Origin of the sequence: Pseudoalteromonas sp. SWYJ118, assembly GCF_015864505.1 — a bacterium.
GTDB lineage: Bacteria > Pseudomonadota > Gammaproteobacteria > Enterobacterales > Alteromonadaceae > Pseudoalteromonas > Pseudoalteromonas arctica.
Window position 1 is genome coordinate 1 of the sequence record NZ_JADYXC010000030.1, and the last position, 12,527, is coordinate 12,527.

The window sequence follows — 12,527 nt, forward strand, 5'->3', positions numbered from 1 at the left end:
TGGAAGTGGTGTGAGCCATTAAGCTAACTTGTACTAATTACCCGTGAGGCTTAACCATACAACGCCAAACGCGTTTTATGCGACAGTTTAGACAGAAGTTAATATGACTAAAGTAGATATTTACTGAAAGACTTAAAAAATATTATCAGATATTTTCCAAATTCAGTTAGTTTGTAGTGATACGGATTAACGCCCAAATTTGCTTGGTGACAATAGCGTTTTGGACCCACCTGACTCCATGCCGAACTCAGTAGTGAAACGAAACAGCGCCGATGATAGTGTAGCATTTGCTATGTGAAAGTAGGACATTACCAGGCTTCAAATTCAGTCGAAGGACTTTAATCTTAATAATTAAAATAAGAAAATTGAAAAGAATTTTCTTGGTGACAATAGCGTTTTGGACCCACCTGACTCCATGCCGAACTCAGTAGTGAAACAAAACAGCGCCGATGATAGTGTAGCATTTGCTATGTGAAAGTAGGACATTGCCAGGATTTAATTAAGAGAAACCCGTTATAGCAATATAACGGGTTTTTTGCTTTTTGAAATTAGTAAAACTCTGCATACTAAGAGACGATACGATTAATAATAGTGTAGTATTTCACTGTGACTCTCTACCGCTGTGGGCACTACGACATCCTACTGCGTAGCGCACCGACTTCACATTGTAGAGCGCTCGAACTTAAGATTCGGGCTTTTTTATGTCTGCAGAAAAGTGAAAAACACGCAATTAACACACACTCACATCAACACCTATCACGTAGGTCGGGCGAGCGTAGCGACTCCCGACACTAAAATCATAAAAATCTCCGCTCGACAATGAGTTCGTAGCATTTGCACTGTGACTCTCCACCGCAGTGGGCATCATGACATTACCAGGATTTAATTAAGAGAAACCAGATACAGTAATGTGACGTTTTTTTCTATTTAAATTTAGTAAAATCTCACCGTTAAATTCGACAACAAAACTAGGTGCACCTAATAGCGCGTGTTAAAATCCAATTCTTATGAATGACGATATAGAGGTCTAGATTGCCTACAGCTGATTACCAAAAGGTGCTTGATGAAATAGCACATGAAGTACGTCCTTTATTATCACAAGGGAAAGTAGCTGATTATATACCGGCGCTTGCCGAGGTTGATCCGGAACAATTTTCTATCGCTATTTATACAACTGATGGTGAAACTGTGTGCGCAGGGGATTGTTCTCAACGCTTCACTATTCAATCAGTTTCTAAAGTTATGACACTTACTATGGCACTACAGCGTTATGGTGATGAACTTTGGCATAGAGTCGGAAAGGAACCCTCAGGTACAGCCTTTAACTCGCTTACACAGCTTGAGTTTGAAAAGGGGATTCCTCGTAACCCATTCATCAATGCAGGCGCAATTGTAACGTGTGATGCATTATACAGCCGCTTATCTGCGCCAATGCATTCTATGCTCGAAACTTTCAGGTTATTAGCTGGTAATAGAGGCATAGTAATTGATAAAAAAGTCGCTAATTCAGAGTATGAGTTCAGGCACCGAAATGCTGCTATGGCACATTTAATGAAGTCATTTGGTAATTTTGAAAACGAAGTTGATGATGTTTTGTGGGCTTACTTTAACTTTTGTTCTATTGAGCTCAACTGTATTGAATTAGCAAAAGCTTATAATTTTTTAGCTAATAAAGGTGTTGATAATCGATCGGGCAATCGTGTTTTAAGTAGTCGTCAGAATAAACAGCTTAATTCGCTTTTATTCACGAGTGGTTTATATGATGCTGCGGGTGATTTTGGTTACAGAGTGGGCATGCCAGGTAAGTCGGGAGTGTCAGGAACTATTTTAGCTGTGTTACCAAATAAGTTTACTGTAGCTGTTTATTCTCCGGGGCTTAATTCGTTTGGTAACTCCGTTGCAGGAATAGCAGCATTAGAACTGCTATCTAAAAAGCTCGATATTTCTATTTTTTAGGAAATCGATAGGGAGCAATAATTGCTCCCACCGTTATTTATTGTTCCCAATAAACTTGTTCTAAACAATCTTCACGTTCAGGTAAACCACGAGATAAACGCGGAGAGTGCTGAACTAATACTTCATAGCTCGCTCGGTTAGCATATTTACTAATTTGCGATAGTGACGAGTAAGTAATAGCTTGTTGCTGATGCTTAGCTGAGTTTGCCACATTAAGTTTATGATAAACATTCGCTGACAAATCATGTAGTACAGCCGCAAGTGCACAATCGCCTGCACCATTGGTGTTTTTGATTGAATCAGGCCCGCCCATAAATGGGGCAGTATGACTGTATGCCCTGATAGGCTCATCACATTCATCTTTACGCATAGCGCGTGAAAATTCGTAACGGTTAAAATCAGGTATGGCGCCCGGTAGTAACGGGTATTCGGTTTCACGCTTTAAGCTTTCGTCTACGTAGCCGGCCATAAATAAGCCTTTTTCGCCAGCGGTACAAATAACTAAGTCTACCCAATCAAGTGCTTTATCAGCAGCTAGAAGAGGATCTTCAAAACCTGTAATAGCTAAACCTTCTTCTTCGTTCATAGCAAGAATATCAACATGCTTTTCAACAAAGTTTGCCCACCAAGTAGGGTCTTGTTCAATTAAGAACTTAGTACCGAGTGTTAGCACAACTGGCACACCTGCGTCATTAGCGTATTTTACCGCTTGCATAGTGGCTTCAGTCATTGTTTCGCTACCTTGAGTACGCATAAGATAGGCACTAATCACTAACGCTGATGAATTCTCAATAAGGTCTTTATCGATAGATTCAGGACGTAAGTGATTCATTAGGCCTGCACTTATTGCAAAAGTACGCTCACCGGTTTCATCAATTAATGTAAAACAACGGCCTACAGGCCCATCAACTGGTTGAAGGTAGTTTAAGTCTACACGGCTTGAGGTATTACATAAAAAACGGTAAGCGTAGCTACCTATTTTTATATTTTCGCTCATTACGCCTAATAAAACTGAGCGATCATCTGCAAGTACAGAGTAGTTGTGCATAGTGTTACCAATGGTTCCACCGGCAAACTCAAAATCAACCATATTGTTTAATTTTAAACGATCGTATAAGGCGTTTGTTGTATCGCTATCAATAACTTGCGACATCCCCCTACGTAGTTGAAATTCGTCAAGGAAAGCTTGATCAACTTTTGCCTCTATATCAACAACGATCTGATCGATACCCGTAATATAACTACGTTGTAATCGCTCTGTTGCGTTAAGTTGATTGGTAAGTGGATCTTTGGCTTCCACTGGAAAATAATGTTTATGCCTGCGGCGTCCAGGAAATTTCATTTGCTACCCGTGTTGTGAGCTAAATAAAAAAAGCGTGAGATTATAGCGTAAATCAGCACGAGTGAGCCATTACAAACGGGTAAATATTGTTTTATTTTTGGAATAAAGTAATGAATGGCGCACTTTAGAGTGCTAACTAGGTATAATTACAGCATAAAAGGTTATTTAAGTAGAAATAATGAACGAACCATTTGATGATTCCTACTGGATGGAACAAGCGCTTTTGTATGCAAAGCAAGCAGAGCTGCTTGATGAAATTCCGGTTGGAGCAATTGTAGTCAAAGATAACCAGCTAGTTTCAGTCGGGTATAACCGCTCAATAACGGATAATGACCCATCTGCCCATGCCGAAATGATTGCAGTGCGAGAAGCTGGAAAAGTCCTTAACAATTACCGCTTAATTGATTGCACCCTATACGTAACGTTAGAGCCATGTTCTATGTGTGCGGGATTGTTAGTGCATAGCAGAATAAAGCGTTTAGTATTTGGAGCAGTCGATGCTAAAACAGGGTCTGCGGGTTCAATTATGAATTTATTACAAGAGCCTAAGTTAAATCATCAAGTTGAGGTGTGCGGTGGTGTTTTGGCACAGCTGTGCGGTGATACTATTTCGAATTTTTTTAAACGTAGAAGAGCGCAAATTAAAGCAGCTAAGAAAGCTGCTCGTGATGAACAAATAAATAAGCCTAACTAGAGTTAACTAGCGATTGGCTCTATTTCTGATTCGGCCATTTGCTGCATAGCAAACATTCGGCGACGCCAGATGATTTTTTTGTGTAGTTTTCGCAACATAACACGACGACGTGTGGCCGTTGAATAAATGACATTGCGTTTTAATCTTTGTGTGCGTCTACGTTTTAGCATGTTTTCTCCTAATGCAAGAGTGAGAAAGGCACGGGTATATCTTATAAAATAATAATATACAATTAACACACATTAGTGATCATTTGGTGACAAGTAAACAGATATTTAATTTACTTAAATTTTGTTTACTGACATGCTTCAAAAACGGATACCTATATTAATCTTAGTTATTATTTTCACTTGATTGTTCGGGTTCGATTATAGGTTGTTGTTTTTCTGTTTGAGCTTCATCTGCCTTACTTTTTACTTCACTTTTCACTTCACTTTTTTCGTTTAGCTTTAGCTTTAGCTCAGTATCAGTGCTCAGCTCTGTAATTGGTTCTGGTTCAGGCGTTTCGGCAATGGCATCATTCTCATCTAACCAGACAAGCGCATCGTAATAACGGCGTATATTATCGACATACTTAACTGCCACATCCCCACGAGCATAACCGTAGCGAGTTTTACGGTAATAGCGCTTTTTAATTAATAGCGGTAGGCGTTTTTTTACATCAGCCCATTTGTCAGGACTTGCACCTTGCTGTTCGGTAATTATACGTGCGTCGTTAACGTGCCCCCAACCTACATTGTATCCGGCCAAAGCAAGCCATGTGCGGTCGGGTTGCGGGATACGGTCAGGAATACGTTTAATAAGCTTGCTTAAGTATTTAGCGCCACCACGAATGTTTTGCTCTGGCTCTAATCGGTTAGTAACACCCACTTGTTTGGCTGTACTGCGAGTTAGCATCATGATGCCGCGCACACCTGTTGGTGATTTAGCGCGAGGATTCCACATAGATTCTTGATAGCTTAGTGCTGCTAATAATCGCCAGTCAAGGCTACCTGCATATTGTTCAAACCATGGCTGGTATGTTGGTAAGGTTTCTTTAATTGCTTCGATATAAGCAAGGGTATTTACATAATTAAATTGGCGTACGTGACCAAAATACTTTTCTTCGAGTACGTAGAGCTGGTTACTTTGCTTAACGTCACCAAAAAATGGCACCAATAACGCATATAAAGAGTCGTCATCTGATTTATTGAGTATCCATGCAATAGGGTCGTTATGGCTAACTGAAAAACCGATGCTTAAATTGGGGTGATAACGGCGAAACAACGATAATGTATGTGTATCGGCTAGGGTGTAATCTATCTCGCCATCAATAACCGCTTGAAGTAATTCTTCTTCATCAAACTCTTCGCTCTCTATCCAGGTAAGGTCTGGATTGTTCTTCTTCATTTTTTGTAGAGTAAGCGAGTGGCTACTTTTAGCTATAACAGTAAAGTTACCGTCTAAATCGTCAAACTCTCGAGGACGAACGCGACCTTGCTTATAAACTAATTTTTGGCTAATTGTTCTGTAAGTTGGCCCAAAGCGGTATTGCTCTGCACGGGTTTTATTATAGGTAAGTCCTGACGCTATTAAGTCTAAATCACCGCTTTCAAGGCGTTCAAACATGTCAGATAAGTTAAAGAAAGGGACTATTTCAAGCTCTACACCTAAATATTCAGCGAAGGCTTGAGATAACTCATATTCAAAGCCTTGCTCACCTTGAACGGCTTGATAATAATTACTAGCACTCGCAAGGGTACCCACACGTATTTTATTGTGTTCTTTTATTTGGGCGAGTTGAGTTGGCTGCTCTTGCATATCGCATGCACATAACAGCATAACTAAAGTAATGATTATTATTAGTTTTTCTTTGAACATTGAGTGCCCCTTAAGCTCGCCAGTCACCGTTATAGCAAAACTAAGCCATCGCGTCACTTTACCTTTTATTTTATTAACCAAAAGAGGCTATAAATAAAGCTAAAAAGTTAATTTTATGAAAAGCGTAATTTTGAGTTAAATCTGAATGCTAATTGGACTATAATGCGTGCCTAAAATATCGTTCAATCCCTAACCCCGGATGAAATTACCTATGTTGATCCTTCGTGGTGCACCAGCACTGTCAGAGTTCAGAGTTAATAAAATTTTAGCGCGTTGCCAACAATCGCAACTTCCAGTCACTAACGTATACGCCGAGTATGCTCACTTTGCCGATTTAACATCGCCGTTGAGTAGCTCCGAGCAAACCAAGCTTGAAAAACTATTAACTTACGGTCCAACTATTGCTGAGCATACCCCAGCCGGCAAACTTGTACTTGTTACACCTCGCCCAGGTACCATTTCACCTTGGGCATCTAAAGCAACCGATATTGCCCATAACTGTGGTTTAAAACAGGTTCACCGTGTTGAACGCGGTATTGCTTATTATGTTGAAGGTGACTTAAACGCAGAACAACTTGCACAAGTAATTGCGTTATTACACGACCGTATGACCGAAGCCACGCATAGTGAGCTTGAAGATGCTGCACAACTGTTTCGCAGTGATGCACCGCGCCAAATGTCGTCTGTTGATATTTTAGGTGGCGGACGCGAAGCATTAGCAATAGCCAATGTTGAGCAAGGTTTTGCCCTTGCTGATGACGAAATAGATTACTTGGTAGAAAACTTTATAAAGTTAGGACGTAACCCTAACGACATCGAATTGTTTATGTTTGCACAAGCAAACTCAGAGCATTGTCGCCATAAAATATTTAATGCTGACTGGACAATTGATGGAAAAGAGCAGCCAAAATCGCTGTTTAAAATGATTAAAAATACGTTTGAGTTAAATCCTGAAAATGTATTGTCGGCGTATAAAGATAACGCGGCAGTAATGAAAGGCTCAAAAGCGGGTCGCTTCTTCCCAAATGCGCAAGGTGAATATGCGTATCATCAAGAAGACATTGAAATACTAATGAAAGTTGAAACGCATAACCACCCAACAGCTATTGCGCCATTCTCTGGTGCAGCTACGGGCTCTGGTGGTGAAATTCGCGATGAAGGCGCAACTGGTCGTGGCTCTAAGCCAAAAGCAGGTTTAGTTGGCTTTACTGTATCAAACTTACGTATTCCAGGTTACGAGCAACCATGGGAAAGCGATTTTGGTAAGCCGAGTCGTATTGTTAACGCGCTTGATATAATGACAGAAGGTCCACTGGGTGGCGCTGCATTTAATAATGAGTTTGGTCGTCCTAACTTATTAGGTTACTTCCGTACTTACGAAGAAAAAGTAACAAGCCATAATGGCGAAGAAGTACGTGGTTATCATAAACCAATTATGCTTGCCGGTGGTTTAGGTAATATTCGCTCTGATCATGTTCAAAAAGGTGATATTCCTGTAGGCGCTAAATTAATTGCGCTAGGTGGGCCTGCAATGAACATTGGTTTAGGCGGTGGTGCTGCATCAAGCATGGCTTCAGGTCAATCAAACGAAGATTTAGATTTTGCTTCAGTACAACGCGAAAACCCAGAAATGGAACGTCGTTGCCAAGAAGTTATCGATAAATGTTGGCAGCTAGGTGACGAAAACCCAATTGCATTCATCCACGATGTAGGTGCTGGCGGTTTATCAAATGCGTTCCCTGAGCTTGTTAATGATGGCGGACGTGGTGGTAAGTTCCAATTACGTAGCATTCCTAACGATGAGCCAGGCATGGCACCACACGAAATTTGGTGTAATGAATCACAAGAACGTTATGTACTCGCTGTTGGCGTAGAGGACTTTGATCGCTTTGAAGCAATTTGTAAGCGTGAACGTGCCCAGTACGCTGTTATTGGTGAAGCAACCGCTGAACCTCACTTAACAGTGTCAGACAGCCATTTTGAAAATAACCCTGTTGATTTACCGCTGGACGTATTATTAGGTAAAGCACCTAAAATGCACCGCGATGTAACGTCAAAGCAAGTTGTTGGTAAAGCGCTTGATACTACATTAATAAATGCAGCAGATGCAGCGCAGCGCTTAATGCGTTTACCTGCCATTGCAGAAAAAACATTCCTAATCACAATCGGCGATCGCTCAGTTACGGGTTTAGTAGCACGCGATCAAATGGTCGGTCCTTGGCAAGTACCTGTTGCTAACTGTGCAGTAACTGCGGCAACGTATGATACTTACCACGGTGAAGCTATGTCACTTGGTGAGCGTACTCCTGCAGCATTACTTAATTACGGTGCATCTGCTCGTTTAGCTGTAGCTGAGTCGTTAACTAATATTGCCTGTGCAAACATCGGTAGCCTTGAAAACATTAAGTTATCGGCAAACTGGATGGCAGCAGCGGGTCACCCAGGTGAAGATGCTGGTTTATACGAAGCTGTTAAAGCCGTAGGCGAAGAGCTTTGTCCTGCGCTTGGTTTAACGATTCCAGTGGGTAAAGATTCTATGTCGATGAAAACGACATGGAAAGATGAAGGTGACTCACAAGAGAAGTCAGTAACGTCGCCGCTTTCACTGGTTATAACTGCGTTTGGTCGTGTTGACGACGTACGTAAAACAGTCACTCCACAACTACGCACAGATAAAGGCGACACATCGCTTATATTAGTTGATTTAGGTGCGGGTAAAAACCGCATGGGTGCATCAAGCCTTGCGCAAGTTTATAAGCAATTAGGTGATGTAACACCTGATGTAGATAGCCCAGAGTTATTAAAAGGCTTTTATAACGCAATGCAAGCGCTTGTGGCCGATAGTAAGTTACTTGCTTATCATGACCGCTCAGACGGTGGTTTATTTACCACGGTTGCTGAAATGGCGTTTACGGGTCATACCGGTGTAACGGTTGATTTAGCAGCTTTAACAGGTTCAGACATTGAAGCACTTTATAACGAAGAGCTAGGTGCCGTAATCCAAGTAGCAAATGCTGATTTAGATGCAGTAAATGCGGTGTTTGAACAACATGGTATAGTAGCAATTAGCCACAATATTGGCACGCTTAACAGTGACGATACGATTATATTTAACCGTGGCGAAAATACGGTACTTAATCATACGCGTACTGAGCTTCGTACTATTTGGGCTGAAACAACGTATCAAATGCAAGCACGCCGTGATAACCCTGAGTGTGCTAAGCAAGAGTTTGATGCAAAGTTTGATGCAAAAGATCCAGGCTTAAACGTAAAACTAAACTTTGATTTAAACGAAGATATAGCTGCACCATACATTGCAACCGGTGCTAAACCGCAAATGGCTATTTTACGTGAGCAAGGTGTTAACTCTCATTTAGAAATGGCGGCAGCGTTTAATCGTGCTGGTTTTGCCGCTATTGATGTACACATGAGCGACATTTTAGAAGGTCGTTTAACGCTAGAGCAATTTAAAGGTTTAGTGGCTTGTGGTGGTTTCTCATACGGTGACGTACTTGGTGCGGGTGAAGGTTGGGCTAAGTCTATTTTGTTTAACGATATGGCACGCGATCAGTTCCAAAACTTCTTCCACCGCGAAGATACCTTTAGCTTAGGTGTATGTAACGGTTGCCAAATGTTATCAACATTAAAAGAGTTGATCCCTGGCACTGAACATTGGCCGCGCTTTGTAACTAATAAATCAGAGCGTTTTGAAGCACGCTTTAGTTTAGTAGAAATACAAGAGAATCCGTCTGTGTTCTTTAACGGAATGGCTGGCTCGCGTATGCCTATAGCAGTTTCTCATGGTGAAGGTCATGCTGAGTTTGCAAACGATGCAGCCACTAAAGCGGCGCTTAATAGCGGCACTGTAGCGGTTAAGTTTGTAGATAACTACGGTAACCCTACAACGCAGTACCCAGCTAACCCTAATGGTTCTCCAGAAGGTATTACAGGTATTACGTCAACTGATGGTCGCGCCACTGTAATGATGCCGCATCCAGAACGTGTATTCAGAAGCGTTGCCAACTCTTGGCATCCTGATGAGTGGGTCGAGGATAGCCCGTGGATGCGTATGTTCCGTAACGCACGTAAAAACGTAGGTTAATTACATTTGCGTTTATACAAGTTAGATTCATAATCTTACTGTAAAATAAAAAAGGCTGCATTGTGCAGCCTTTTTTGATTAGTATAGTTTTAGCTAAAAGCACAAAGCATTTAAGGATAGTATGTTTAAGCGAATTGGTTTAATTGTTGGAGCTGTATTACTAAGTACCTTGCTGCTTGGTTATGTATTTCGTTTACCTTTATTACAGTGGGTTATAGCACCTGAGCTCGAAAAAGCGGGTGTCACATTAAACTGCCTTGATTTTTCAATCACGTCTAGCTTAAATATTCATGCTGATAGAGTGTGTTTAAATTATCAAAATCAACAATTACAACTTACTGGTATTACTGCAAATACAAAGCGTGTAGATATTGAAAATGCAGTGCTAACAGTTAATCCACTCCCTAAAAGTGATAATGCTAATCAACTTGCTAAAAATCTCGATTTAGCACTTCCCTTAAATCGCCCATTAATCAATATTAAACAGCTTGTAGTAAAAAGTAATGAGCTCAATAAGCCACTTAAAATAAGCATATTAGAACCCGAACTAAATAAATTTAATGTCTCAGGTGATATAAACGCAAGTGCAATTTTGACTGCTAATAAAGTAAGTGGTCAGTTTGAAATTAATGACACTTTTTTAAAGCAGGTTATAAACACTAAAAATACATTAATAGCAGATTTTAACTTTAATACTCAGCAAGCATTTAGCTTTGATGGTATAGAACTTGAGTTAAATGGCGATATTAGCTCCCAGTTTGCTCACACGTATGAGCAGTGCAAAGTTAACGTATTAACCACTGGTAAATTGGCGACGCGTTTTAATTTAAATAGCCAAGCGTTAATGTTTAATACCGATTTGCTTAATAACAAAATTAATTTAACACCAAGCTGTACTGAGTTAATACCACCGAGTGAATATGCAGGCTTTATTAGCAAACAAGTTCCTTTAAATTGGCAACTTAAACTCCCTCAATCAATTCGCTTAGAGGGTAGTGATCTCAGTGTACCTGTAATTAATTTGATGAGTGAAGGCGATAAGCTATTCGATTTTTTAATAACAGATACAACACTAAATATTACATCTCCATTTGAGTACTTACAGACAACTTTATCAGCTCAAATAAATACACCCGATACAAATAATATTAACGTTAATGCTCAGTTATCTGGCGCTGTAATTAAAGGCGATTACGCCGTTATGCTTGAAAGCTTGCCTGAGTTTGTTCCTGCAACAGCGAATGGGCTTAGCCTTAGTGGTCACTTTAATATAAGTGAGTTTATAGACTCAAAACCAATTGGGCTTATAAATGCTAAATTAACGCTTAATAGTGTAGATGCGTTTGATATAAGTGCAGTGCAATACCAAGGTGGTTTAACAGCAAAAATGGATAAACAGTTAAACGCAGAGGTAGCGTTAACTCAGCAATTAAAAAGCGCAGAATATAAAGAATTTAAAGTCACAGATATAAGTAACACATTAACAGCAAATGCTAATTTAGGCGTAGGTGAGTTATTTGCTGATCTAACAGCAAAAACGAATATAAAGGCTGTTAATAGCCCCGACATAAAACTTAATAATATAAAAGTAGAGTCTACGGGCTTGCAAAGCCGTGCACTAAAAGCCACGCATCACGCATTTATAAACGATGTTGAGTTAGTTGTAAATCATCATATGTCCTCGCAAGCTCATCCGTTTGAAGTCATTATTCCTGAACAAAGTACGCTGCTGTTAAATGCGTTTATTAGTCAATTTGAGCCACTTGCACAGCTAACTAAGGGCGAATTTAATGGCTATATTAGTGGCGATGTAAACTTACAAAGTGCATCGTTCAATATGGGGATTAGTCATACAAGTGCACTGTATAACGATTACCTTGCGAGTGATTTAAATAGCGTGTTTAGTGGAGAATATAATTCAGGTAAGCTTAATGTAAAACCATCTACCTTTAATTTAAATGAGTTTAGAGCGGGTGCCGTAGTTAAAGCGATTGAAGGGCAATGGCAAGTTAATAACAATACCGCGCTTATAAATGATGTAAAAGGAAGTGTGTTTGGTGGCGAGTTTTCGTTAGATACCTACACAATAGGGAAGCTAAACCAAGTTGCCAATGTTAAGTTTGAAAACATTGATGCAAGTAAACTCGTTACACTCGACGATAAGTCGGGCATTGTATTAACGGGGCGCTTGGCGGGGTCTTTACCTGTCCATTTTGATAGTGGAAAAATTGAAATAATTGACGGTAGTTTATTTAGCCAAGGAACAGGTAATTTAAAAATCACCAATAATGCCGCTTTTGATTCAGTAATGCAGCAACAGCAAGAGTTACAACCTGTGTTAGGGCTATTAACTAATTTAGATATTCAAAAACTTAATAGCAGTGTGGCACTAAAAAATGATGGTTGGTTAAAACTAGGGGTTAATTTGCAAGGCTATAATAAAGCAGAGCAGCAGCAGGTTAACTTTAATTATAACCACGAAGAAAACGTATTTACACTTTTACGCGCACTGCGTTTAAGTGACGAAATTACACAAAAAGTTGAGCAACAATACTCACAAAAAGGAAACTAAT

Annotated in this window: 7 protein-coding genes and 2 rRNA genes; 6 read left to right on the forward strand and 3 right to left on the reverse strand. The window is 40.1% G+C overall.

From position 1 onward, the window contains the following. The first annotated feature begins 202 nt into the window (after positions 1 to 202). The 3 genes from rrf (I6F48_RS19155) (at position 203) to glsB (ending at position 1,956) form a co-directional block, all read left to right on the forward strand. Positions 203 to 317: ribosomal RNA gene (gene rrf / locus I6F48_RS19155) — 5S ribosomal RNA — on the forward strand. 62 nt (positions 318 to 379) lie between these two features. Further along, a 5S ribosomal RNA gene (gene rrf, locus I6F48_RS19160) occupies positions 380 to 494 on the forward strand. 538 nt (positions 495 to 1,032) lie between these two features. After that, positions 1,033 to 1,956 carry a glutaminase B gene (gene glsB / locus I6F48_RS19165; protein WP_007584683.1) on the forward strand — a complete coding sequence of 308 codons (924 nt, stop codon included), beginning with the start codon at positions 1,033 to 1,035 and terminating at the stop codon, positions 1,954 to 1,956. A gap of 37 nt (positions 1,957 to 1,993) precedes the next feature. Here the strand turns inward: glsB and I6F48_RS19170 are convergent, their stop codons facing one another. After that, positions 1,994 to 3,298 (reverse strand): inosine/guanosine kinase, encoded by a 1,305-nt coding sequence (locus I6F48_RS19170; protein ID WP_010554383.1) that lies wholly within the window; start codon positions 3,296 to 3,298, stop codon positions 1,994 to 1,996. Between the two features lie 178 nt (positions 3,299 to 3,476). Between I6F48_RS19170 and tadA the strand changes: the two genes are divergently transcribed. Beyond that, on the forward strand, positions 3,477 to 3,992 hold the full coding sequence (tadA, locus tag I6F48_RS19175; protein WP_101162827.1) for a tRNA adenosine(34) deaminase TadA: 516 nt from the start codon (positions 3,477 to 3,479) through the stop codon (positions 3,990 to 3,992). Between the two features lie 2 nt (positions 3,993 to 3,994). Here tadA and I6F48_RS19180 read toward each other — a convergent pair whose 3' ends face one another. Both I6F48_RS19180 and mltF read right to left on the reverse strand, forming a co-directional pair. Then, positions 3,995 to 4,162: a hypothetical protein gene (locus I6F48_RS19180; RefSeq protein ID WP_007584688.1), complete on the reverse strand. Its 168-nt coding sequence runs from the start codon at positions 4,160 to 4,162 to the stop codon at positions 3,995 to 3,997. 163 nt (positions 4,163 to 4,325) lie between these two features. Beyond that, complete coding sequence (gene mltF, locus I6F48_RS19185; protein ID WP_197120088.1) at positions 4,326 to 5,852, reverse strand: membrane-bound lytic murein transglycosylase MltF; 1,527 nt, start codon at positions 5,850 to 5,852, stop codon at positions 4,326 to 4,328. Positions 5,853 to 6,063: 211 nt separating this feature from the next. On the opposite strand from mltF, the gene purL reads away from it, so the two are divergent. Both purL and I6F48_RS19195 read left to right on the forward strand, forming a co-directional pair. Beyond that, positions 6,064 to 9,954 (forward strand): phosphoribosylformylglycinamidine synthase, encoded by a 3,891-nt coding sequence (gene purL / locus I6F48_RS19190; RefSeq protein ID WP_197120089.1) that lies wholly within the window; start codon positions 6,064 to 6,066, stop codon positions 9,952 to 9,954. Positions 9,955 to 10,075: 121 nt separating this feature from the next. Continuing rightward, complete coding sequence (locus I6F48_RS19195; RefSeq protein WP_197120090.1) at positions 10,076 to 12,526, forward strand: YdbH domain-containing protein; 2,451 nt, start codon at positions 10,076 to 10,078, stop codon at positions 12,524 to 12,526. Position 12,527 lies beyond the last annotated feature (1 nt).